The organism is Stenotrophomonas sp. GD03777, from assembly GCF_029842485.1.
Taxonomy (GTDB): Bacteria; Pseudomonadota; Gammaproteobacteria; order Xanthomonadales; family Xanthomonadaceae; genus Stenotrophomonas; species Stenotrophomonas sepilia.
On record NZ_JAOCGL010000008.1, the window covers coordinates 1 to 24339 of the forward strand.

General features: G+C 66.1%; 21 protein-coding genes. 7 read left to right on the forward strand and 14 right to left on the reverse strand.

Translation table 11 applies throughout. From position 1 onward, the window contains the following. The first annotated feature begins 209 nt into the window (after positions 1–209). The 3 genes from N5E02_RS03495 to N5E02_RS03505 all read left to right on the forward strand — a co-directional run bounded on the left by N5E02_RS03495 (position 210) and on the right by N5E02_RS03505 (position 3692). Positions 210–2240 (forward strand): NADPH-dependent 2,4-dienoyl-CoA reductase, encoded by a 2031-nt coding sequence (locus N5E02_RS03495; RefSeq protein ID WP_164093614.1) that lies wholly within the window; start codon positions 210–212, stop codon positions 2238–2240. Between the two features lie 297 nt (positions 2241–2537). Further along, positions 2538–2996, forward strand: a complete 459-nt coding sequence (locus N5E02_RS03500) for a cell wall hydrolase (protein WP_004154513.1) — start codon at positions 2538–2540, stop codon at positions 2994–2996. Positions 2997–3080: 84 nt separating this feature from the next. Further along, positions 3081–3692, forward strand: coding sequence for a glutathione S-transferase N-terminal domain-containing protein (locus N5E02_RS03505; protein WP_053501065.1), 612 nt, complete (start codon positions 3081–3083; stop codon positions 3690–3692). Positions 3693–3785: 93 nt separating this feature from the next. On the opposite strand, the gene N5E02_RS03510 is transcribed toward N5E02_RS03505, so the two are convergent. The 6 genes from N5E02_RS03510 to N5E02_RS03535 form a co-directional block, all read right to left on the reverse strand. Beyond that, the gene (locus tag N5E02_RS03510; protein WP_279945834.1) at positions 3786–4841 is read right to left on the reverse strand and encodes a suppressor of fused domain protein; all 1056 of its coding nucleotides are present in this window, start codon (positions 4839–4841) and stop codon (positions 3786–3788) included. Positions 4842–4887: 46 nt separating this feature from the next. Next, positions 4888–5391: a hypothetical protein gene (locus N5E02_RS03515; RefSeq protein WP_005415431.1), complete on the reverse strand. Its 504-nt coding sequence runs from the start codon at positions 5389–5391 to the stop codon at positions 4888–4890. Between the two features lie 214 nt (positions 5392–5605). Then, positions 5606–7486 (reverse strand): propionate--CoA ligase, encoded by a 1881-nt coding sequence (gene prpE, locus N5E02_RS03520; protein WP_279945835.1) that lies wholly within the window; start codon positions 7484–7486, stop codon positions 5606–5608. A 635-nt stretch (positions 7487–8121) separates the two neighbouring features. Next, positions 8122–8736 carry an RluA family pseudouridine synthase gene (locus N5E02_RS03525; protein WP_065178952.1) on the reverse strand — a complete coding sequence of 205 codons (615 nt, stop codon included), beginning with the start codon at positions 8734–8736 and terminating at the stop codon, positions 8122–8124. Positions 8737–8821: 85 nt separating this feature from the next. Continuing rightward, complete coding sequence (locus tag N5E02_RS03530) at positions 8822–9808, reverse strand: malate dehydrogenase (RefSeq protein WP_279945836.1); 987 nt, start codon at positions 9806–9808, stop codon at positions 8822–8824. Positions 9809–9925: 117 nt separating this feature from the next. Next, positions 9926–10417: a peptidylprolyl isomerase gene (locus N5E02_RS03535; protein ID WP_005408225.1), complete on the reverse strand. Its 492-nt coding sequence runs from the start codon at positions 10415–10417 to the stop codon at positions 9926–9928. Positions 10418–10689: 272 nt separating this feature from the next. Here N5E02_RS03535 and typA point away from each other — a divergent pair, with 272 nt between their 5' ends. The 3 genes from typA to N5E02_RS03550 are packed head-to-tail and all read left to right on the forward strand — an operon-like array spanning position 10690 to position 14680. Continuing rightward, positions 10690–12537 (forward strand): translational GTPase TypA, encoded by a 1848-nt coding sequence (gene typA / locus N5E02_RS03540; RefSeq protein WP_005415427.1) that lies wholly within the window; start codon positions 10690–10692, stop codon positions 12535–12537. An 11-nt stretch (positions 12538–12548) separates the two neighbouring features. Continuing rightward, positions 12549–13016, forward strand: a complete 468-nt coding sequence (locus N5E02_RS03545; protein WP_049414692.1) for a DUF2127 domain-containing protein — start codon at positions 12549–12551, stop codon at positions 13014–13016. A 41-nt stretch (positions 13017–13057) separates the two neighbouring features. Continuing rightward, on the forward strand, positions 13058–14680 hold the full coding sequence (locus N5E02_RS03550; RefSeq protein WP_279945837.1) for an amidase: 1623 nt from the start codon (positions 13058–13060) through the stop codon (positions 14678–14680). A 27-nt stretch (positions 14681–14707) separates the two neighbouring features. On the opposite strand, the gene N5E02_RS03555 is transcribed toward N5E02_RS03550, so the two are convergent. Further along, on the reverse strand, positions 14708–15895 hold the full coding sequence (locus N5E02_RS03555; protein ID WP_329953150.1) for a mechanosensitive ion channel family protein: 1188 nt from the start codon (positions 15893–15895) through the stop codon (positions 14708–14710). A gap of 674 nt (positions 15896–16569) precedes the next feature. Beyond that, positions 16570–17961, reverse strand: coding sequence for a 3-deoxy-7-phosphoheptulonate synthase class II (locus tag N5E02_RS03560; RefSeq protein WP_053500150.1), 1392 nt, complete (start codon positions 17959–17961; stop codon positions 16570–16572). Between the two features lie 221 nt (positions 17962–18182). Between N5E02_RS03560 and N5E02_RS03565 the strand changes: the two genes are divergently transcribed. Then, positions 18183–20309, forward strand: coding sequence for a TonB-dependent receptor (locus N5E02_RS03565; protein ID WP_139726763.1), 2127 nt, complete (start codon positions 18183–18185; stop codon positions 20307–20309). Positions 20310–20405: 96 nt separating this feature from the next. On the opposite strand, the gene N5E02_RS03570 is transcribed toward N5E02_RS03565, so the two are convergent. From N5E02_RS03570 to rpsM, 6 genes are all read right to left on the reverse strand, one after another. Next, on the reverse strand, positions 20406–20912 hold the full coding sequence (locus N5E02_RS03570; protein WP_065186362.1) for a disulfide bond formation protein B: 507 nt from the start codon (positions 20910–20912) through the stop codon (positions 20406–20408). A gap of 161 nt (positions 20913–21073) precedes the next feature. Continuing rightward, positions 21074–21457 carry a 50S ribosomal protein L17 gene (gene rplQ, locus N5E02_RS03575; RefSeq protein WP_005408217.1) on the reverse strand — a complete coding sequence of 128 codons (384 nt, stop codon included), beginning with the start codon at positions 21455–21457 and terminating at the stop codon, positions 21074–21076. A 190-nt stretch (positions 21458–21647) separates the two neighbouring features. Then, complete coding sequence (gene rpoA, locus N5E02_RS03580; protein ID WP_005408216.1) at positions 21648–22646, reverse strand: DNA-directed RNA polymerase subunit alpha; 999 nt, start codon at positions 22644–22646, stop codon at positions 21648–21650. Positions 22647–22701: 55 nt separating this feature from the next. Further along, the gene (gene rpsD, locus N5E02_RS03585; protein WP_004145446.1) at positions 22702–23331 is read right to left on the reverse strand and encodes a 30S ribosomal protein S4; all 630 of its coding nucleotides are present in this window, start codon (positions 23329–23331) and stop codon (positions 22702–22704) included. 15 nt (positions 23332–23346) lie between these two features. Continuing rightward, positions 23347–23736 (reverse strand): 30S ribosomal protein S11, encoded by a 390-nt coding sequence (gene rpsK / locus N5E02_RS03590; protein WP_004145443.1) that lies wholly within the window; start codon positions 23734–23736, stop codon positions 23347–23349. 11 nt (positions 23737–23747) lie between these two features. Further along, positions 23748–24104 (reverse strand): 30S ribosomal protein S13, encoded by a 357-nt coding sequence (rpsM, locus tag N5E02_RS03595; protein ID WP_004154500.1) that lies wholly within the window; start codon positions 24102–24104, stop codon positions 23748–23750. Positions 24105–24339: the final 235 nt, after the last annotated feature.

Here is a 24339-nt window from a genome sequence, read left to right on the forward strand (position 1 = left end):
CAGGCGCGGGGGGTTGGAGGCCGGTGAGTGGGGCCCGCGATTCGCGCAGCGAAACGCGGGAGCGACAGCACGCATGTGCCGAGCGCACCCGGCCAGCGGCCGGCACTACCAAACCGTCAGACAGCGGCCAGCCCTCCCAAAGAAGCGGCCCTTGCCCCGGCCGCCGTTTCGCGGCACGCTTCGCGCTTCCGTACGCAAGCGTATCGACCATGTCGCCAGCCAACGAAAGCGCCTATCCCCACCTGTTCGCCCCGCTGGATCTGGGCTTCACCCAGCTGCGCAACCGCGTCCTGATGGGTTCGATGCACACCGGCCTGGAAGATCGCGCCCGCGACTTCCCACGGCTGGCGGCCTACTTCGCCGAGCGCGCCGAGGGCGGCGTCGGCCTGATCGTCACCGGCGGCTTCGCGCCCAATGTGGTCGGTTGGCTGAAGCCATTCGGTGGCAAGCTGTCCTGGCCCTGGGAAGTGCGGCCGCACCGCCAGCTCACCGCCGCCGCGCACCAGCACGGCGCGAAGATCTGCCTGCAGTTGCTGCATGCCGGCCGCTATGCCTACCACCCGTTGTCGGTGGCACCGTCGAAGCTGAAGGCACCGATCAACCCGTTCACCCCGCGCGCATTGTCGGCCAGCGGCGTAGAGCGCCATATCGCCGACTACGCTCGCAGCGCGAAGCTGGCCCGCGAGGCCGGCTACGACGGCGTGGAAGTGATGGGCTCGGAGGGCTACCTCATCAACGAGTTCATCGCCCCGCGCACCAACAAGCGCGCCGATGCCTGGGGCGGCGACGCGCGCCAGCGCATGCGCTTCGCGGTCGAGATCGTGCGCCGCATCCGCGAGGCCTGTGGCCCGGACTTCATCATCATCTACCGCCTGTCACTGGTGGATCTGGTCGACGACGGCAGCGACTGGGACGAGATCGTTCAACAGGCGCAGGCGATCGAGGCGGCTGGCGCAACGATCATCAATTCCGGCATCGGCTGGCACGAAGCGCGCATTCCGACCATCGCCACCTCGGTGCCGCGCGCGGCCTTTGCCGGCGTCACCGCCAAGCTCAAGCCGCATGTGAAGGTACCGCTGGTGGCGACCAACCGCATCAACATGCCCGACGTTGCCGAAAGCATCCTGGCCGGTGGCGGCGCCGACATGGTGTCGCTGGCACGCCCGCTGCTGGCCGACCCGCAGTGGCCGAACAAGGCCCGTGCCGGCCGCGCGGAGGCGATCAACACCTGCATCGCCTGCAACCAGGCCTGCCTGGACCACGTGTTCGAGAACAAGCTGGCCAGCTGCCTGGTCAATCCGCGCGCCGCCCACGAGACCGAGCTGGTCTATCGTCCCACTGCTACGCCGAAGACGGTTGCGGTGGTCGGCGCCGGCCCCGCCGGCCTGGCCTGCGCCACTGTCGCTGCCCAGCGTGGCCACCAGGTCACCCTGTTCGATGCCAATGATGAGATCGGCGGCCAGTTCAACGTGGCCAAGCGCATCCCCGGCAAGGAAGAGTTCCACGAGACCCTGCGCTACTTCCGCCACGCGCTGCAGGAGACCGGCGTACAGCTGCGCCTGGGCACCCGCGTCGACGCTTCCCAACTGGCTGGCTTCGACGAGGTGGTGCTGGCCACCGGCATCACCCCGCGCAAGGTCGATTTCCCCGGTGCCGATCACGCCAAGGTGGTGAGCTACCTGGACGTGCTGCTGGGACGGGTCGAAGTGGGCGCCAATGCGGCGATCATCGGCGCCGGCGGCATCGGCTTCGATGTCGGCGAATTCCTCAGCCACGCCGGTGAATCCCCCTCGCTGGATCCGCAGCGCTGGATGGCCGAATGGGGCGTGGACCCCAGCTTCGAGGCACGCGGCTCGCTGGGTCGGCCCGAGGTCGAGCCGTCACCGCGACGCTTGTGGCTGCTGCAGCGCAGCCCGGGCAAGCCGGGCGCGCGGCTGGGCAAGACCACCGGCTGGATCCATCGCGCCACGCTGAAGGCCAAGGGCGTGCGCATGCTCGGTGGCGTCGAGTACCTAGGGGTGGACGACGAGGGCCTGCGCATCCGCGTGGACGGCAGCGAACAGCTGCTGCCGGTCGACCATGTGGTGATCTGCGCCGGGCAGGAACCGAACCGCACGCTGCAGGCCGAACTGCAGGCGGCCGGCATCAACGCGCAGCTGATCGGCGGTGCCGACGTGGCCGCCGAACTCGATGCGAAACGCGCCATCGACCAGGGCAGCCGGGTCGCCGCCGCGCTCTGATGAGCGCCTGAATGGGGGACGGAATGTGATTTCCGTCACCCCGGTTGAACCTGAATGTCAAGCCGAGCGGTTCACGATGCGTTCGGCTATGCCCCCCTACCTTGCGCCATCTTTCCGCTCACCAGCCAGTTTCCGGTGAGCCGGCGCAGTCCCCACGATCGGTACTGATCGTTTCTTTTGGGGCTGCCCACGGGGCGGCCCCGATGGCCGCCTCCCCATGACGCCAAGTCGTCCCCCACCTCCTGTCGCCCCGCGGCCGGAACCGGAGGGTGCGGCCCATACGGAGCAAGGAGTTATATGAAACTGGCCTGGATTCTCTGGCTGTCGCAGTTGTTGCCTCAGCCGGCCGCTGATTCACTGTGTTTGAGCACCACCGTCTACCTGGAAGCCCGCGACCAGACCCTGCGCGGCCAGCAGGCTGTTGCCGAGGTCGCCCTGCGCCGTCTCGACAGTGGCCTGTGGGGCGACTCGATGTGCCAGGTGGTCACCGCGCGCAAGCAGTTCGCACCGACCATCGTCTCCCCCGGCACCCAGCTGGGCAATGACGCGGCGTGGAGCGAAGCGATGAACGTGGCCTTCGACGCCGAGCGCAACTGGGCGCTGCCGGCCGGCGAACGCCGCGAGATCGTGCCCGGTGCCAGCCACTTCGCCGCGCTGTCCATCGCCAGCCCGAACTGGCGCAACGCCTACCAGGTGGCGACCATCGGCGATCACACCTTCTACAAGGTGCAGAACCTCAAGCCACGGCAATCGTAACGATCCGTGCTGGCGGCAGCGTTGCCGGCCGCCGCCGGGCTCTGGGATAGTGGGCGTTTCCCGCCCGCATCACCTGGAGTTCCCATGAAGCTGTACAGCAAGCCCGGTGCCTGTTCCACCGCCGACCACATCGCCCTGCAGTGGACCGGCCAGCCGTTCGAGGTTGAACTGCTGAACAAGGACACCCTGAAGGGTCCGGAATTCCTGAAGATCAATCCGGCCGGTGCCGTTCCCGCACTGGTCGACGGCGACTTCGTGCTGCTGCAGAACGCCGCGATCATGGGCTACATCGCCGACAGCTTCCCGCAGGCCGGCCTCGCCGGTGATGGCAGCCCGCGCCAGCGCGCCGAAGCCACCCGCTGGCTGGCCTTCGTCAATTCCGACGTGCACCCGGCCTTCTCGCCGCTGTTCGCGCCGGGCAAGTTCATCGCCGACGAGAGCCAGTACGACGCGATCCGCGCCGCCGCGCACAAGCGCCTGCGTGGCCTGTTCGAGACCGCTGACAAGCAGCTGGCCGACAAGCCCTGGCTGGCCGGCTTCCGCAGCTTCGCCGACCCGTACTTCTACATCACCCTGCGCTGGGCCGCCGGTACCAAGGTCGATCTGTCCGGCCTGGACAACCTGGCCGCCTACAAGGCACGCATGGACGCCGATGCCGGCGTGCAGGCCGCGCTGAAGGCCGAAGGCCTGGCCTGACCTTGGTCAGGGGTCAGATCCGTTCGCGTGGCGAACGGATCTGACCCCATCGGCTACCAGGCGGCTCCGCCCCCCTCGATTTCATTGGCGCGATCAGCCGATCTGGCGGATCACTTCCCCCTTGGCATCGCGCAGGTAGGTCGGCACCACCTCGATACGCAACCTTCCTGCCAGCGGGTAGACCCCGCGCTCGGTGTGCACCCCTGCCAGGGCCTGCAGGCCCGCCTCGTCCAGTGACCAGCGCGCGCTGTCGGCGGATACGTCCGCCACTTCACCGCCCCCGTCGGCGATGAACTCCCACTGCCGCTCGCGGCTGACCAGTTCCAGCGATCTGCCGTGGCGCAGGCGCAGCGGCAGCAGTTCGCACACGCTCGCCACCTGGCCGGCGCCAAGCACCAGCGTGATCATGCCCGCCTCCTGGCGCCAGTCCAGTGTCTCGATGAACAACATGCCGGTGCTGGAGCCTTCGCGCTCGCTGCCGGCCCGCACCTCTGCCGCCAGCACAGGGTCCTCCAGCAGGTTGCCGCGGTGCAGGTCGCTGACCCACAGCGGCATTGCCGGCTGCAGCGCCTGCAGCACGCCGCGCGTAGACCAGCGCTTGACTGCCTCCATTTCCTCATCGGTCAATCCGACCAGCTGCAGGAACTGCAGGTGGCCATTGGCGGTGTCGCGTGCCGGCAACTGCGGGTCGGCAATGAAGGCCAGGTGGCACAACCGCGTGTCGGTCTCCAGTGCGATCGGGCCGTTGGCATTCAGATGGTGGCCATCCTCGAACACGTTGCCGCTGCCGAACACATAGCGCGCCAGGTTCTGCAGCAGGTTCATCGGCCACACCGGCGGCGTGCTGTCGGCGTTCTCAGCGGCTTCGGCAGCGAGACGGAACGTCAGCTCGAAACCATAGCCGCTGGCGGCAGCATCACTGCTCTCCTTGGCATACAGCTCGGAGAAACCGTAGGTGATGTAGTGCCAATGCGGAACCGGCGCATCCGCCCAGTACACGCTGATGCCATCCAGCGGATCCTGGCCGCCGAGCGTGTAGGGAAGCGCGGTGCCGTAGTGTCGCGGCTCCTGCCCGGCATACAGCGGCGAAAGCGCCGCATTGATCGCGTCCCAGCCGGGGGTGTCGGTGTCATCGTGGTCGTCCTGCACGCGGAACTCCTTGTGGGGAAGTGAACCGATCACTTTACGCGGTGGCTTAGGCCTGCACGACCTCTTTGCCAGCGTTTACTACGGCGGACTGGGTTTCCTGCCACCAGCGCTGGGCCAGCGCCGGGCTGCGCGCCTTGCCCACCGCCGCCAGCAGTTCCGGGCAAAGGCGTTCCAACGCCAGCGCATCGGTGCAGCGTTCGATCTTCAACTGCATGAAGTAGCCCTTCAGCCCCAGATGGCGCCGCACCGCCTCGCTCATCGCGTCGTACAACTGCTGGTACAGCGCCGGGTCCTGTTCGCGGCCGGTGCTGATGCCACGCGCCGGAGCGGCCTCTACGCTCCCGCCGATCACCTCGATCAGTCCCTGTGCGGCCAGCTGCTCCAGTGCATCCGGAGGTGCGCGCAGGCCATCGAACAAGCCGCGCAGTTCGGTGTCATCGCGATGGCCATCGACCATCAGCAGGATTGAACGCAGTGCCGCCGGCAGGCGCCGGCCACGGTCTTCGATTTCCTGACGGCCAGCAGCCGTCTTGGCGTGCAGCAATGCCATTGCGTCCCCCTCCCTTGATGCGCCATGCCGGCGCACCCTCACGGGCACGCCCCCCTGTGTGCCACCCCTGGGCGGCGCGCGCATTCCCCGGCGCGCACCGCGTGTTGCAGGTCGATGACAGGGCGAGCTTAGCGCAAGTGCAGCGGGTAGTGCCGGCCGCTGGCCGGCAACCTCGGGATTGATGGGGGGCCGGCCAGCGGCCGGCACCACCGGATCAACGGCCCAGCGCGCGACGGATCTCTTCCAGCGCGCTGGGGTCGTCCAGCGTCGACAGGTCGCCCGGGTCACGCTGCTCGGCCAACGCCTGCAACGAGCGCCGCAGCAGCTTGCCCGAACGGGTCTTGGGCAGCGCGTTGACCACGTGCACATGCGCCGGGCGCGCGACCGCACCAAGCGAAGTCGTCACCGTCGCCATCATCTCGGCCACCACCGGCGCCGGATCCTCGCCTTCAAGCCCCTGCTTGAGGGTGACGAACACCAGCGGCACCTGCCCCTTCAGCTCGTCCTTGACCCCGATCACGGCAGCCTCGGCCACGCGCGGATGGCTGGAGATGGCCTCCTCGATCTCGCGCGTGCCCAGACGATGCCCGGCCACGTTGATCACATCGTCGGTACGGCCGAGGATGAAGGTATAGCCATCGTCATCGCGGATCGCCCAGTCCAGCGAGCTGTACAGCAGTTCCTTGAAGTGGCTGAAGTAGCTCTGCAGGAAACGGCTGTCGTCGTTCCACACCGTGCTCATGCAACCCGGCGGCAAGGGCGGCGACACCACCAGCACGCCCTTCTGCCCCGGTGCCACTTCCTCGCCGGTGTTCTCGTCGATCACCTTCATCCGGTAGCCGAGATTGGGGAAGCCCGGTGAACCGAAGCGCACCGGCTTCATCTCCAGGCCCGGCAGCAGGGTCAGTGCCGGCCAGCCGGTTTCGGTCTGCCAGTAGTTGTCGATGATCGGCTTGCCCAGCGCTTCGCTGATCCAGTGCGCGGTGGGCTCGTCCAGCGGCTCTCCGGCCAGGAACAGATACTTCAGGGCGCGCAGGTCGTGGCGATGGATGAAGTCCGCGTCATGCTTCTTCAGCACGCGGATGGCGGTGGGTGAGGAGAACATGGTGCGCACGTTGTACTGTTCGCACAGCGCCCACCAGATACCCGGGTCCGGATTCATCGGCAGCCCCTCGTACAGCAACGAGGTGCAGCCACCGATCAGCGGGCCGTACACGTTGTACGAGTGGCCTACCGCCCAGCCGACGTCGGAAGTGGAGAACATCACCTGGCCCGGCTTGCAGTCGAACACGGTCTCCATCGACTGCGCCATCGCCACCGCGTAACCACCGACATCGCGCTGCACGCCCTTCGGCTTGCCGGTAGTACCGGAGGTGTACAGCAGGTAGCTCGGCTCGCTCGCTTCCAGCCACTGTACCGGCACATCGACCTCACCAACGTGTGCACGCAGCGCGGCGTAGTCCACGTCGCGACCCGGCACGCGGGGTTCGGCGGCATCCAGCCCGCGCGACACGATCAGCACGTGCGGTGGCGGCGACGCCGCTTCGGCGCAGGCCGCGTCGACCATCGGCTTATACGGAATCAGCTTGCCACCGCGCATGCCGGCGTCCGCTGCGATCAGCAACTTCGGCTTCGCATCGTCGATGCGCAGCGCCAGGTTGTGCGCGGCGAAGCCACCGAACACCACCGAGTGCACCGCACCGATGCGCGCGCAGGCCAGCATCGCGAACACGGCTTCGGCCATGTTCGGCATGTAGATCACCACGCGGTCACCGTGGCCGACGCCGAGATGCTTGAGCACGGCGGCGAAGTCGTTCACTTCGCGATACAGCTGGCGATAGGTGATCTCGCGGGTGCTGTTGGTTTCGGTGGAAATCGCAACCAGCGCGAGCTGGTCGGCGCGCGTTGCCAGGTGGCGGTCGACGGCGTTGTAGCAGAGATTGGTTTCGCCGCCGACGAACCAGCGCCGGAACGGCGGGTTGCTGTAGTCGAGCACCTGCTGCGGCGGTTTGTGCCAATGGATGCGCTTGGCTTCCTCGCCCCAGAAGGCCTCCGGCTCGTCGATCGAGCGACGGTAGGTTTCCTCGTAGTTCATGACGCAGCCCTCCCAGACAAAGTCATGGGTTCGAGGATAGTCCGGCGCTGGCGCGCGGGCCGCCCTACCTTGGTAGGGGGTGGGTTTTTCATGCAGGGCTGCGCCCTGCACCTGCAGAAGCCGAAGCCGAAGCAACAGCAGAAGCTGGCTTACTTGGGGATGGCGGGGTGGGTCCGGTGGCGGGAGACGCCGTAAACCCGTCCATGGGGGCTTGGCCGCGGCATCCATGCCGCGGACACTCCCGCCACCGGACCCACCCCGCCTTCGACAGATTCCGCGATCTGTCGGAACGGCATATTGTTCTGGTAGGTGTCGACCTTGGTCGACACGATAGATCCACGCCATGCGTGAATGATTCATTCGATATCTGACAGAAAAAGCGTGTCGACCAAGGTCGACACCTACCAACAGCTGCGCGGAACAACGGCCACCGTTACCAACAGCCGAGTGAACCTGTCGAAGGTGGGGCGGTGTCGGAGTGCGGGGTGTCAGCCGCATGGATGCGGCTGCCAAGCCTACACGGACGTACTTGCGGCGGCCCCGCACTCCGACACCGTCCCGCCAACCCACGTATAGCCGGCTTTTGACATTGACGTTGATTCTGCGGGTGCAGGGCTGCAAGCCCTGCCGAATCCCTAGAACGGAGTCGCGGACTCGAACGCGAGCGCCTCGCCCGTCAGCGGATGCGTGAACCGCAGGCTGCGTGCATGCAGATGCACGCGGTGCGCCGGTGCCGCGTCATACAGCACGTCGCCAACAATCGGATGGCCAATACTGGCCATGTGCAACCGCAACTGATGGCTGCGGCCGGTGATCGGTTCCAACGCCACGCGCGTGCGCCGCGCTTCAACATCGCGCACCAGCACGCGCCAACGCGTCAGCGCCGGCTTGCCGCGCTCATGGTCGATCATCTGCTTCGGCCGGTTCGGCCAGTCCACGATCAGCGGCAGATCCACGTCGCCGGCATCGCCTTCAAGCAGCCCCTCGACGACCGCTTCATAGCGCTTGCCAACCCGGCGCTGCTCGAACTGCATCGACAACGCCGCCTGCATGTCCTTGCCACGCGCATGCAGCAGCAGCCCGGAAGTCACCTGGTCCAGGCGGTGCACGGTCAACGCATCCGGGTACAGCGCCTGCAGGCGCGCGACGACGCAGTCCTGGTTCTCGGCGCTGCGGCCGGGCACGGACAGCAGGCCGGGGGGCTTTTCAGCCACCAGCAGCGCGTCGTCGATGTAGTGCAGATGGATCATCCGGCTCTGTATCCGTCCAAACAGAAACGGGGAAGCCGAAGCTTCCCCGCTTTCTGCGTACCGACCGGAGCCGGTACCGCCTGCATCAGCCCAGCAGGTGGGCGACGCCGGCGCGCTCTTCTTCCAGCTCGGCCAGGGTCTTGTCGATGTACTTCTGGCTGAAGTCGTCGATCGGCAGATCCTTGACCAGGGCGTACTTGCCGTTCTCGGTGGTCACCGCGAAACCGAAGATCACGCCTTCCGGAATGCCGTAGGAACCGTCGGACGGCACGCCCATCGTGACCCACTTGCCGTTGCTGCCCAGCACCCAGTCACGCACGTGGTCGATGGCGGCATTGGCGGCCGAAGCGGCCGAGGACGAGCCACGGGCTTCGATGATCGCCGCGCCGCGCTTGCCGACGGTCGGGATGAACGTGTTGGCGTTCCACTCCTGGTCGTTGATCGCATCGGCGATCGAGGCGCCGTCGACGGTGGCGAAACGGTAGTCCGGGTACATGGTCGGGCTGTGGTTGCCCCACACGACCAGCTTCTCCATGCCACCGACCGGCTTGCCGAGCTTGGCCGACAGCTGGCTCAGCGCGCGGTTGTGGTCCAGGCGCAGCATGGCGGTGAAGTTTTCCGGCTTCAGGTCCGGGGCCGACTTCATCGCGATGTAGGCGTTGGTGTTGGCCGGGTTGCCGACCACCAGCACCTTCACGTCGCGGCTGGCGACCTTGTTCAGCGCCGCGCCCTGGGCGGTGAAGATCTTGGCGTTTTCCAGCAGCAGGTCCTTGCGCTCCATGCCCGGGCCACGCGGACGTGCGCCGACCAGCAGAGCGATGTCGGCGTCCTTGAACGCGACTTCGGCGTCATCGGTGCCAACCATGCCGGCCAGCAGCGGGAACGCGCAGTCTTCCAGCTCCATCATCACGCCCTTCAGGGCGGCCTGGGCCTTGTCGACCGGCAGTTCCAGCAGCTGCAGGATGACCGGCTGGTCCTTGCCCAGCATTTCGCCGGAGGCGATGCGGAACAGCAGGGCATAACCGATCTGGCCGGCGGCGCCGGTCACGGCAACACGAACGGGTGCTTTCATGGGGGTTTCCTCTTGCTTGCAAGCGTTTGATGGGACGCCGCGGGCATGGCCACGCAGGCCGGGCAGGCGGCGGGGAACAGGGAAACGGCCACCCGTGGGTGGCCGTTTCGAAGGGGGTCAGGCGGCGAGGTGCTTGTTCCACTCCGCGACGCGGTCGGCCTGGGCGGCCAGCACAGCGTCGACGTCGCCTTCAAGGGTGATCGAATGGATCACGTCGCCCTGCTTGACCGAATCGACGATGGCCTGGCCTTCCAGGACCTTGCCGAAGACGGTGTGGCGGCCGTCCAGCCAATCGGTCTTGATGTGGGTGATGAAGAACTGGCTGCCGTTGGTGTTCGGGCCGGCGTTGGCCATCGACAGCGAGCCGACCTCGTGCTTCACGCCATTCTTCTCGTCTTCGAACTTGTAGCCCGGGCCGCCGGTGCCACGACCCTGCGGGCAGCCGCCCTGGATCATGAAGTCGGCGATCACGCGGTGGAAGATCAGGCCGTCATAGAAGCCGTGCTTGACCAGGTTCACGAAGTTGGCCACGGTCAGCGGCGCCTTGTCGGCGAACAGCTCGACCTTGATCGGGCCCTGGGTGGTGTCGAAAGTGGCGATGAGGGACATGAAGATCCTTGGTGCAAAGGGGAATGCGTCTAGCCACCTAGTTTACACCTGCCTCGTGGCGGCGGTGCCTTCGACCATCGGTGGAGCCCCCGCCTTCAGCCAGCGGAAGGTGAGCCGGGGGCCCCGTCCTGGCGACCTCGGTCGAAGCGGCGGACAGCCAGCTGAATGGGCCGCTGGGCCGGTGTGAAATCCACCTTTTCGCGAATCGTCAAGTTCGACGTATAATGTTGGACTTCTTTTTCCAAATCCGGCGCCGACTGGCCCCCTTTCGTATGTCCATCGAAAATCTTCGCAACATCGCCATCGTCGCCCACGTCGACCATGGCAAGACCACCCTGGTCGACCAGCTGCTGAAGCAGTCCGGCACCCTGTCCGAGCGCACCGTCCTCGCCGAGCGCGTGATGGACAGCAACGACCAGGAAAAGGAACGCGGCATCACCATCCTGGCCAAGAACACCGCCATCACCTGGGAAGACAAGAAGACCGGCATCAAGAACCGGATCAACATCGTCGATACCCCCGGCCACGCCGACTTCGGCGGTGAGGTCGAGCGCGTGCTGTCGATGGTCGACACCGTGCTGATCCTGGTTGATGCGATGGACGGCCCGATGCCGCAGACCCGCTTCGTGACCCAGAAGGCCTTCGCGATGGGCTTCAAGCCGATCGTCGTGGTCAACAAGGTCGACCGTCCGGGCGCCCGTCCGGAGTGGGTGATCGACCAGGTCTTCGACCTGTTCGACAAGCTCGGTGCCACCAACGAGCAGCTGGATTTCCCGATCGTCTACGCCTCGGGCCTGAACGGCTACGCGGGCCTGGAAGACACCGTGCGCGACGGCGACATGACCCCGCTGTACGAAGCGATCATGCAGCACGCGCCGAAGCCGGAAGTGGACCCGGAAGGCCCGTTCCAGATGCGCATCAGCCAGCTGGACTACAACAACTTCGTGGGCGTGATCGGCATCGGCCGCATCCAGCGCGGCACCCTGAAGAAGAACATGCAGGTCGCGGTCATTGACCGTGAAGGCAAGAAGCGCAACGGCAAGGTGCTGCAGGTGCTGGGCTTCATGGGCCTGGAGCGCATCGAGCAGGATTCGGCCGAGGCCGGCGACATCGTGGCCATCTCCGGCATCCAGGAGCTGACCATCTCCGACACCATCTGCGCACCGGACTTCCCGGAAGCCCTGCCTGCGCTGACCGTCGACGAGCCGACCATCTCGATGACCTTCCAGGTGAACAATTCGCCGTTCGCCGGCAACAAGGACCTGTCCGGTGGCAAGTTCCTGACCAGCCGCCAGATCAAGGACCGCCTGGACCGTGAAAAGGTCCACAACGTGGCCCTGAAGGTCGAGCAGCTGGAAGACGCCGACAAGTTCCTGGTCTCCGGCCGTGGCGAACTGCACCTGTCGGTGCTGATCGAGAACATGCGCCGTGAAGGCTACGAGCTGGCTGTGTCGCGCCCGGAAGTGATCATCAAGGAAATCGACGGCCAGCTGATGGAGCCGATCGAGCAGCTGGTGGTGGACATCGAAGAAATCCACCAGGGCGGCGTGATGGAAAAGCTGGGCACCCGCAAGGGCCAGTTGAAGAACATGGAATCGGACGGCAAGGGCCGCGTGCGCCTGGAGTACCAGATCCCGGCCCGTGGCCTGATCGGCTTCCAGAACGAGTTCAAGACCCTGACCCAGGGTTCGGGCCTGCTGTTCCACGTGTTCGACCACTACGGCCCGAAGGAACAGGGCGCCATCGCCAAGCGCATCAACGGCGTGATGATCGCCAATGCGCCGGGCGTCACCCCGGCCTACTCGCTGGGTCCGCTGCAGGAACGCGGCAAGCTCTTCGCTGCCGAAGGCGACAACGTGTATGAAGGTCAGCTGGTCGGCATCCACTCCAAGGACAACGACCTGACCGTCAACGCGATCAAGACCAAGCCGCTGACCAACATGCGCGCTTCGGGCAAGGACGATGCGATCCAGCTGACCCCGGCGATCAAGTACTCGCTGGAACAGGCCCTGGACTTCATCGAAGACGATGAGCTGGTCGAGATCACCCCGAAGGAGATCCGCCTGCGCAAGAAGTTCCTGACCGAAAGCGATCGCAAGAAGGCTTCGCGCGGCGGCTGAGCCTGCACCCCGTGAACCAGAGCGGCTACAACCCGGATCCACACCGGCATCCGGGCCTGCACGTCATCGCCCTGCTCGAAGCGAGCAAGGCGTTACTGGCGCTGTTGGCCGCCACCGGGCTGGAAGTGCTCGGACCGCAGCCGCTTCGGCACGGCATCATGGTCCTGATCCGGCGTTTCAGCCTGGATCCGGACCATGGCACCCTGCCCTCGCTGCTGCATATGATCAGCCCCGACGCGGTCCACCTGGCCGCGGCGGGGATGATCGGCTACGGCCTGCTGCACCTGGTCGAAGCCTGGGGCCTGTGGCGGGCCAAGGCCTGGGCCTCCTGGCTGGGCTGCCTGACTGCCTCGCTGTACCTGCCCTTCGACATCTTTGCGATCATCCGCCACCCCGGCTGGCCGTCGTGGACGATCCTGGCGATCAACCTGATCGTGGTCTACGTCCTCGCCCGCGATCTGCGCAAGCGCCACCGCTGAGCAGCGGCTACACTGGGGATTGGAGCCGACCAAGCCGCCCCATGCGCCCGTCCTTGCCGCCTCTGCTGACCTGCCTGCTTGCCACGCTGCCTGTGCTGCTTTCGGCTGGCTGCAGCCCGGCCACGCCCAGCGCGCATGCGGCCGAACCCGCGAGCCGCAACGTGCCCTTCCCGTACGCCGAAACCGATGTCACCGACCTGCAGGCGCAGATGACCGCCGGCGAGCTGGACAGCGCCACCCTGGTCCAGGCCTACCTGCAGCGGATCGCCGCCCTGGATCGGGCCGGCCCCCGCCTGCGCGCGGTGATCGAGCTCAACCCCGATGCCCTGACGGAAGCCGCCGAACGCGACCGCGAGCGCCGCGATGGGCACCTGCGCGGACCGCTCCATGGCATCCCGGTACTGCTGAAGGACAACATCAACGCCGCACCGATGGCCACCAGTGCCGGCTCGCTGGCCCTGCAGGGGTTCCGCCCTGACGATGCGTATCTGGTGCGGCGCCTGCGCGAGGCCGGGGCCGTGGTGCTGGGCAAGACCAATCTCAGCGAATGGGCCAATTTCCGCGGCAACGATTCGGTGTCCGGCTGGAGCGCGCGCGGTGGCCAGACCCGCAATCCCTATCGCCTCAGCCACTCGCCTTGCGGCTCCAGCAGCGGCAGCGCGGTAGCGGTGGCCGCCAACCTGGCCAGCGTGGCGATCGGCACCGAAACCGACGGCAGCATCGTCTGCCCTGCGGCGATCAATGGCATCGTCGGCCTCAAGCCGACCGTCGGCCTGGTCAGCCGCGATGGCATCATCCCGATTTCCTTCAGCCAGGACACTGCGGGACCGATGACACGCAGCGTCGCCGACGCTGCGGCCGTACTGACCGCAATTGCCGGCCGCGATGATGCCGACCCGGCCACCGCAACCATGCCCGGCCGTGCGGTGTACGACTACACCGCGCGGCTGGATCCGCAGGGACTGCGTGGCAAGCGCATCGGCCTGCTGCAGACGCCGCTGCTGAAGTACCGCGGCATGCCGCCACTGATCGAACACGCCGCCACCGAGCTGCGTCGGGCCGGTGCCGTCGTGGTGCCGGTGGAGCTGCCCAACCAGGGCGCCTGGGCCGACGCCGAACGCAAGGTACTGTTGTACGAGTTCAAGGCCGGGCTGGAGCGTTACTTCAGCACCCACCGCGCTCCCCTGCACAGCCTGGCCGAATTGATCGCCTTCAACCAGGCGCACAGCAAGCAGGAGCTTGGCCTGTTCGGCCAGGAACTGCTGGTAGAGGCCGACGCCACCGCCGGCCTGGCTGACCCCGCCTACATCCGCGCACGCAGCGATGCGCGCCGGTTGGCGGGCCCGGAAGGCATCGATGCGGCCCTCGCCGCCCACCAGCTCGACGCCCTGGTCGCGCCGACCACCGGCGTTGCGTGGCCGATCCGCAGCGAAGGCGACGACTTCCCCGGCGAGAGCTACAGTGCCGCCGCCGTCGCCGGCTATCCCAGCCTCAGCGTGCCGATGGGCCAGATCGATGGCCTGCCGGTCGGCCTGCTGTTCATGGGCACCGCCTGGAGCGAACCGAAGCTGATCGAAATGGCGTACGCCTACGAACAGCGCACCCGCGCGCGGCGGCCACCGCACTTCGGCACCGACACGCTGATCGACGCCGGCGAGCCTTGATCCGGTAGTGCCGGCCGCTGGCCGGCGCTACCGTTCGGGTTCCGGCTCCATCGGCACGATTGCCGCCTCACCGTCTTCAGCCCCCGGCGAACGCACATCTGCAGTACGTGCGCGTGGACCACGCGGCATGTCCAGCTCGTCAGCATGCTGCAGCCGCGCACGCAGCTGCGGCAGCGAGTGCGGATGCTCACGCGCGAGGAAATCGAGCATGCGCTCGCGTACCAGGCAACGCAGGTCGAACGCGTCGCCGGAGCTGCGCGCACTCACCAGCAGGCGCACCTGGATCGCGCGCTCGCTGGTTTCGGTCACCTGGGTCACGCAGACCCGGCCATCCCACAACGCTTCGCCCCGGCAGATGCGCTCCAGTTCAGCACGGATCGCCGCAATCGGGGCACGATAATCCAGCCACAGGAAGGCTGTGCCGAGCAGGTCAGCGCTACGCCGCGTCCAGTTCTGGAAGGGGTTCTCGATGAACCAGGTCAACGGCACCACCATCCTCCGCTCGTCCCAGATGCGTACCACCACGTAGCTGCTGCCGATCTCCTCGATGCGTCCCCACTCGCCCTCGACGATCACCACATCGTCCAGCCGGATCGGCTGGGTCACTGCAATCTGCAGGCCAGCGATCAGGTTGCCGAACACTGGCTTTGCGGCGATACCGGCCACCAGGCCGATGAGGCCCGCCGAGGCCAGCAGCGCGGTGCCGATCTTCTGCACCATGGGGAAGGTCAGCAACACCAGCGAAGTGCCCAGCACGATGATGCCGCCCATCAGCACGCGGCTGAGTACCCGCGTCTGGGTCTGGATGCGGCGCGCTTCCAGATTATCGGAGACATCGATGGGATGGCTGCGCAGGATGGCCCGCTCACCCGCTGCCACTGCGCGTACCAGCAACCAGATGAAGCAGGCGGTCAGTGCGATATGCAGCACCCGTTGCAGGCTGCCCAGAAGGGGATCCTGCAGCGGCGTGGCCTGCAACGCAGGAATCAACAGCAGCAGCGGCCATGCGGTGGCCATTGGCAGCCCGAGCACACGCCCGATGCGCGCGCGCCGCCGATCACGCCCTTTCAGCCGATGATAGATCCACAGGATCAGCCACGCGCCGATACCGCCCACCACCACGGCCAATCCCAACGGCCATGCGTAGGCCTGTGCGCTCTGCCAGTGCACCCTTGTCACCTCCAGTCGAACCGCCAAGTGGACAGCCTCGCGCATGGCACATGAGCGTCACGTCAGCCGTTCGTAAGAAGGGTGTTGGTCGGCAGGGCTTGCAGCCTGCACCTGCGGTAGTGCCGGCCGCTGGCCGGCAACCTCAACAGCAACAGCCGAAGCAGAAGCGGGTTTGCTGTGGGATGGCGGGGTGGGTCCGGTTGCGGGGGGCGCTGCAAGTACACCTCCGGGGCCCGGCCCAGCCGCTGGCGGCTGTGCGTTCGGGCGCTTGCGAAGCAGTGCTTCGCAAGCAAAGCGCCCTCACCCATGTAAGCTCGGTCGCCGCATCCATGCGGCTCACGCCCCCGCAACCGGACCCACCCCGCCTACGACAGATCTCCGCGATCTGCAGTAGATCCACGCCATGCGTGGATGAATCTCCATCGGAATCGAATACTTCGAATTGGATTCCAAAAGCATCCACGCATGGCGTGGATCTACCGTGTCGACCAAGGTCGACACCTACCAGCAGCCGAGTGAACCTGTCGAAGGTGGGGCGGTGTCGGGGTGCGGGGTGTCAGCCGCATGGATGCGGCTGCCAAGCCTACAAGGACGTACTTGCGGCGTCCCCGCACTCCGACGCCGTCCCGCCAACCCACGGATAGCCCGCTTTTGACGTTGACGTTGACGTTGCTCTGGCTCGTAGCAGGTGCAGGGCTGCAAGCCCTGCCGAACAATCCTTACCGCACTTGCTCCTGCTTGCGCACGATCGCCATCGCGATCTCCAGCGACTGCTCGTAGTTCAACCGCGGGTCCACCGTCGAACGATACGCACGCTCCAGGTCGCGCTCGGTCAGTTCGCGCGCGCCGCCGATGCACTCGGTCACGTCCTCGCCGGTCAGTTCCAGGTGCACACCGCCCAGGCGCGTACCGGCGGCCGCATGCAGATCGAACGACATCTCCACCTCGCCACGCACGTTGTCGAAGCGGCGTGTCTTGAAACCGTTGGCGGTGCTTTCGGTATTGCCATGCATCGCATCGCACACCCACAGCACGCGGCGACCATCACGCTTGACCGCGTCCAGCAGCGGCGGCAGTTTCTCGGCGATCTGCGTCGCGCCCATCCGATGGATGAAGCTCAGGCGGCCCGGCTCGTCATGTGGGTTGAGCACATCGATCAGGCGCAGCAGCTGGTCCGGCGTCACCGACGGGCCCACCTTGATCGCAATCGGATTGCGCACGCCACGCAGGTACTCCACGTGCGCGCCATCGAGCGCGGCCGTGCGCATGCCGATCCACGGGTAATGCGTGCTCAGGTTCAACCAGCCCTGCTGGCGCGGCACCTGGCGGGTCAACGCCTGCTCGTAGGGCAGCAGCAGGGCTTCGTGCGAAGTGTAGAAGTCGATGCGGTTGAGGTTGTGCACGCGGGCCCCGGCCAGGGTCTCCATGAAGTGCACCGCATCGCCGATCGAGGCCACCATCTTCTGGTACTCGGCCGCCAGCGGCGAGTGGCTTACCCACTCCAGGTTCCAGTATTCGGGGTGGTGCAGGTCGGCGAAACCGCCGTCGATCAGCGCACGCACGAAGTTCATCGTCATCGCCGAATGCGCGTGGGCCTGCAGCATCCGCTTCGGGTCCGGCAGGCGTGCTGCCTCGGTGAAGGCCGGCGCGTTGATCACATCGCCGCGGTAGCTGGGCAGGGTCACGCCGTCGCGGGTCTCGGTGTCGGCCGAGCGCGGCTTGGCGTACTGGCCGGCGAAGCGGCCCACGCGGATCACCGGCTGGCGCAGGCCGTGCACCAGCACCAGGCTCATCTGCAGCAACACCTTCAATCGGTTGGAAATGGTGCCCGATTCGCAGTCGCTGAAATTCTCGGCACAGTCGCCGCCCTGCAGCAGGAAGCGCTTGCCTTCCTGGGCCTCGGCCAGCTGCTGCTTCAACGCCAGGATCTCCCACGAGGTGACCAGCGGCGGCAGCCGCTTCAGCTCGTGCAGAGCGGCGTCCAACGCCACCGGGTCCGGGTAGGTCGGCATCTGCAGCGCGGTCTTGCCACGCCAGCTCTCCGGCGACCAGGCAGCGCCAGCGGTGGTCGCGTCGGAATCGGAGGCGGGCGGAACGGCGGACAGGCTCATTGCAGACTTCCGGGGTGGGGGGCGGCCATGGTCGCAGAGCCAGCCGCTGACGCAAAGGCCCACCCCCACCGCCCCGGCCACCTGAACGGCAGGGAAAGGCCAACGCCAGCAGCCAGATCCGGCATGGCCAGCCGCACGGGACAGGCGCATGATTTGTTACGGAGTAACACTTGCACGTCATGGACCGGCCCCTTCCACGCCCAGCCGCCCCCTCTCTCACCATGAAGCCCTCGCCCCTCGCTACCGGTATTACCTTCGCCCTGGCCTTGGCCAGCCTGCCCGCCTTCGCCGCAACGACCGACGACACCTCTTCCTCCGTCAAGGATCTGGACGCAGTCACTGTCCACGCCCAGCTCGACCAGGCCCGCAACGCGCTGTCGCCGGACATCGGCAGCAGCCAGTACCAGATCACCGCCGAGGACATCCAGAAGCAGCCGCTGGGTGCCTCCGCGCCGCTCAGCCAGGTACTGCTGCAGGCCCCGGGCGTGGTCCAGGATTCCTATGGCGGCGTGCACGTGCGCGGCGACCACGCCAATCTGCAGTACCGCATCAATGGCGTACTGCTGCCCGAATCGATCTCCGGCTTCGGCCAGACACTGGATGCCCGCACCGTCAAGAGCATCCGCCTGATGGATGGCGCGCTGCCGGCGCAGTTCGGCGAGCGCACCGCTGCAGTGGTCGACATCACCACCCGCAATGGTGCCGAGCTCGGCAATGGCGGCAGCGCCGGTCTGACCGCAGGCTCGTTCGGCAAGATCAATCCGAATGCCTCGTGGTGGGGCAACCAGGGGCGATGGAGCTGGTTCCTGACTGGCAACTACGACCAGAACGAGGTTGGCCTGGAAAACCCGACCCGCTCGCGCAAGCCGCTGCACGACGACACCCACCAGGGCAAAGCGTTCGCTGACCTCACCTACCTGGTCAACGAGAACACCCGCCTGAGCGTGTTCGCCGGCTTCGCCAACAACCGCTTCCAGATCCCGGTCAACCCCGGGCAGACCCCGCAGTTCGGTTACCTGGACACCACCACCTTCGACTCCAGCCAGCTGGATGAAACCCAGCGCGAAACCACCCGCTTCGGCATGCTGGTGCTGCAGGGCGCGCTGGGCAGCACCGCCTACCAGCTGTCCGCCGGGCAGCGCTACAGCGATGTGGCGTTCAACCCGGATGTCATCGGCGACCTGGTATTCAGTGGCGTCGCCTCGCAGGTGCAGCGCAGCAACCGCGCCAACACGCTGCAGGCCGATTTCTCCACCCCGCTGGGCAACGACCACACGCTGCGCTATGGCCTGTACGGCAACTACGAGAACGCGCGGGCCAGCAACAGCAGCTGGGTGTTCCCGGTCGATGACGCCGGCCAGCAGTCCAGCACCACGCCGCTGCTGATACCTGACCGCAGTGCCTTCCATGCCAGCACGCTGGCGTTGTACGTGCAGGATGAATGGAAGATCGGCGACGACTGGACCGTCAACTACGGCCTGCGCGGCGATCGCTACAAGGCCTTTGGCCACACCGAGGGCCAGCTCAGCCCCCGCCTGGGCGTGGCCTGGAATGCCAGCGACAGCACCACCGTGCATGCCGGCTATTCGCGTTACTTCACGCCGCCGGCCAGTGAGCTGATCGCCAGCAGCGATATCGCGCTGTACGACGGCACCACCAACCAGCAGCCGAGCGGCGGCAACAACACGCCACTGGGCGAGCGCAGTGACTACTACGACATCGGCGTATCGCATCAGCTGGGCGAACACCTGACCCTGGGCTTGGACGCGTACGACCGCCGTGTTGCGCGCCTGCAGGACGAAGGCCAGTTTGGTGCCGCCTACATCTATTCGACGTTCAACTACCGCCGCGGCCATATCCGTGGCCTGGAGTTCAGTGCCGACTACAGCAACGGTCCGTTCAGCGCTTACGTCAACGCGGCGTACAACAAGGCCATCGGCACCCAGGTCATCACCAGCCAGTACAACCTCGATCCAGAAGCGCTGGCCTATGTGGCCAACCACTGGATCCACCTCGACCACGACCAGAAGCTGACCTCATCGGGCGGTTTCAGCTACGCCTTCGCCGGCCACAACCGGGTCGGCGCCAACTACGTGTTCGGTAGCGGCCTGCGTTCGGACATCGAGGGCGTGCCCAACGGCGGCGAGCTGCCATCCTACCTGCAGGTGAACCTCAGCGCCGGGCATGACTTCAATGCCGACAGTGGCCATCCGCTGCATGTGCAGCTGGCCGTGATCAACGCATTGGATCGCAGCTACCAGCTGCGCGATGGCGGCGGTGTTGGCGTGTTCGCGCCGCAGTGGGGGCCGCGCCGTGGCGCCTACCTGAGCCTGCAGCAGGATTTCTGAGAACGGACCGTGGTAGTGCCGGCCGCTGGCCGGCATCTACGGGAACGCTGCCATCGTTCATGCGGTTGCCGGCCAGCGGCCGGCACTACCCTGCGTTCAGCGCTTGACCTTGCGCAGCGACACCACCAGCGCCCACAGCGCCAGCAGCACGAACCACACGCCCGACCACATCGGCATTGTCAGGCCCAGGAACGTCCAGTCGATATTGCCGCAGTTGCCGGTACCGGTCAGCACCGTGCGGAACACTTCCAGCGGCCCCATGGTCTCGCGCAGGAAGCTCAGCGGCGGGCCGCAGGTCGCCCCCATCTCCGGTGGCAGCATCTGCACGTAGACGTGGCGCGCAGCGATGCCTACGCCGACCGCGGCGGCAATGAAGGCGAGCACGCCGTAGGTTGCCCGGCCAGAACGGTTGGAGGGCCCGTGCAGTGCACCGATCAGGAACAGCAGGCCCAGCGCGGCGAACGCCAGCCGCTGGAAGATGCACAGCGGGCACGGCTCCAGGCCCATCTTCAGCTGCAGGAAGATCGCGTAGCCCAGCAGGCCGGCGCAGATCAGGAAGCCCAGGAAGAACTGGGCGCGGAAGGGCCAGCGCAGTGGATTCATCGTCAACGCTCGAATGGATCAGGCGCCAAGCGTAACCGAGAGTGCATGCCATTCGAACCGCCACAGGTGACGCCTGTCGGAACGGTGCGGGTCAAATCCCGCAGAAACGCAAAAGCCCGGCAGAGGCCGGGCTTTCGCTGTGTCGCATTGGAGCGGTCCGATTACTCGGCCACTTCCTCGGCCACGACCGGACGGTCAACCAGCTCGACGTAGGCCATCGGCGCGTTGTCGCCAGCGCGGAAGCCGCACTTCAGCAGGCGCAGGTAGCCGCCCGGACGGTTCGCGTAGCGCGGGCCCAGGATGGTGAACAGGTTGCCCACGGCTTCGTTGTCGCGCAGGCGGGCGAAAGCCAGACGGCGGTTGGCGACGGAGTCGACCTTGGCCAGGGTGATCAGCGGCTCGGCAACGCGGCGCAGTTCCTTGGCCTTCGGCAGGGTGGTCTTGATCAGCTCGTGCTTGAACAGCGAGGCGGCCATGTTCTTGAACATCGCTTCGCGGTGGGCGCTGGTACGGCTGAACTTACGGCCAGACTTCTGGTGACGCATGGTGACATTCCTTGGTTAATGATGAGGCTGTGTGGATCGTTGTCGCCATCCTGGCGTTGCTGCGCGGACTGCGGATGGTCCTGGCCGCCCGTCCTGGACGACCTGCCCGCGAACCTGCGGTTCGTCGTGGCATGGTGTGGTGCGTTGAAGGCCCCACCGCGAACGGTGGAGCCTTCAGGTATTACCGATATCAGCCCAGCATGCCGTGGCTGGCGACGCCGGCCGGCGGCCAGTTCTCCAGCTTCATGCCGAGCGACAGGCCGCGCTGAGCCAGCACTTCCTTGATCTCGGTGAGCGACTTCTTGCCCAGGTTCGGGGTCTTCAGCAGCTCCACTTCGGTCTTCTGGATCAGATCGCCGATGTAGTAGATGCTTTCAGCCTTCAGGCAGTTGGCCGAACGCACGGTCAGCTCCAGATCGTCGATCGGGCGCAGCAGCACCGGATCCACGCCGTTGTTGGCCGGCTTGGCCGCACCGCGGTCGCGGTGGGTGAAGTCACCGAACACCGACAGCTGGTCGCTGAGGATGTCGGCGGCGGTGCGCACGGCTTCCTCGGCATCGATGGTGCCGTTGGTCTCGATATCGATGACCAGCTTGTCCAGGTCGGTGCGCTGTTCGACACGCGCCGCTTCCACGGCATAGGCGACACGGCGAACCGGCGAGAACGAGGCATCCAGGACCAGACGGCCGATGGCACGGGTTTCTTCGTCCGGACGACGACGCGCGGCAGCCGGCTGGTAGCCGAAACCACGTTCGATCTTCAGACGCATGTTGATTGCCGTGTCCTTGGTCAGGTGGCAGATCACATGGTCGCCGTTCAGGATCTCCACATTGTGGTCGACCTTGATGTCGGCAGCGGTGACAACGCCCGGGCCCTGCTTGGACAGGGACAGGGTGGCGCTGTCGCCGGAGTGCATACGGATGGCCACATCCTTCAGGTTGAGCAGGACTTCGAGGACGTCCTCCTGCAGACCTTCGACCGTGGTGTACTCATGCAACACGCCGTCGATTTCGACTTCCGTGATGGCGAAGCCCGGGATGGACGACAGCAGCACGCGACGCAGGGCGTTGCCCAGCGTATGCCCGTAACCCCGCTCCAAAGGTTCGATAACGACCTTTGCACGGGTGTCGGTAAGGCGTTCGATCTGCGGACCGCGAGGACGCAGAACCTGGTTGGCGGTAACCGTCATGTTGCGGGTTCTCCTAGTGAACCCCCGGCCGTCGCCGGGGGCTCTCCAATGTGAATTACTTCGAATACAGCTCGACGATCAGCGCTTCGTTGATGTCCGCAGGCAGATCCGAACGATCCGGAACAGCCTTGAAGATGCCGGTGAACTTGCCGGAATCCACTTCAACCCACGACGGGCTCAGGTCATGCTGGGCGGCGACGGTCAGGGCTTCCTGGACGCGCAGCTGCTTGGCAGCCTTTTCGGACAGAGCGATGGCGTCGCCAGCCTTGACCTGGTACGAAGCCAGGTTGACCGACTTGCCATTCACGGTGACGCCGCGGTGCGACACCAGCTGACGGGCAGCCGGACGGGTCACGGCGAAGCCCATGCGGTAGACGACGTTGTCCAGGCGGGTTTCCAGCAGCTGCAGCAGGTTCTCGCCGGTGTTGCCCTTCTTGGTCGAGGCCTTCTTGTAGTAGTTGCGGAACTGACGCTCCAGCAGGCCGTAGATACGCTTGACCTTCTGCTTTTCACGCAGCTGGGTGGCGTAGTCGGACAGCTTGCCCTTGCGGGCAGTGGCGCCGTGCTGGCCGGGCTTCTGCTCCAGCTTGCACTTGGAGTCCAGCGCACGCGCCGGGCTCTTCAGGGACAGGTCGGCGCCTTCGCGGCGGGCGAGCTTACAGGTAGGACCGATATAACGAGCCATTTCTTATCGCTCCCTTTAGACGCGACGCTTCTTCGGCGGACGGCACCCGTTGTGCGGGATGGGCGTCACGTCGATGATGTTGGTGATCTTGTAGCCGACGTTGTTCAGCGAACGCACGGCCGACTCACGGCCCGGACCCGGGCCCTTGATGCGGACTTCCAGCGACTTCACGCCGTAGTCCAGCGCAGCACGACCGGCCTTTTCAGCAGCCACCTGGGCAGCGAACGGGGTCGACTTGCGCGAACCGCGGAAGCCAGCGCCACCGGAGGTCGCCCACGACAGAGCGTTGCCCTGGCGGTCGGTGATGGTGACGATGGTGTTGTTGAACGAAGCGTGGACGTGGGCAACGCCGTCGGTGACGACGCGCTTGATCTTCTTCTTGGTCTTAGCAGCGGGCTTAGCCATTTCTCAGTCCCTTACTTCTTGATCGCCTTGCGCGGACCCTTGCGGGTGCGGGCGTTGGTACGGGTGCGCTGGCCACGCAGCGGGAGGCCACGACGGTGACGCAGGCCGCGGTAGCAGCCCAGGTCCATCAGGCGCTTGATCGCGATGCCGATCTCACGGCGCAGATCGCCTTCCACGATGTACTTGCCGACTTCGGCGCGCAGGCGCTCGATTTCCGGCTCCGACAGATCGCGGATCTTGGTGGTCGAAGCAACGCCTGCGACTTCGCAGACCTTCTTCGAACGGGTACGGCCGATGCCGTAAATGCTTTGCAACCCGACCCAGACGTGCTTCTGGGCTGGCAGGTTGACGCCTGCAATACGCGCCATGACGCGGTTCTCCAGCTGAGTGATGGCCGACAGCGCGCCTCGGGCACGCCAATCCGGCAGGATGGATCAAAAAAGTGAACTAGCGATACTAACAAGGTTCCGGTTTACATGGAAGCCCGTGAAACCATTGGTTTCATGAACCCGGCCTGGGGAGTGTGCCCAGGCTCCGGCGCCGGATGGGGTTGGACCTGGGGTTTCCCCCGGGACCGCCCGCGCTACTCCAGCGCGGGACCAC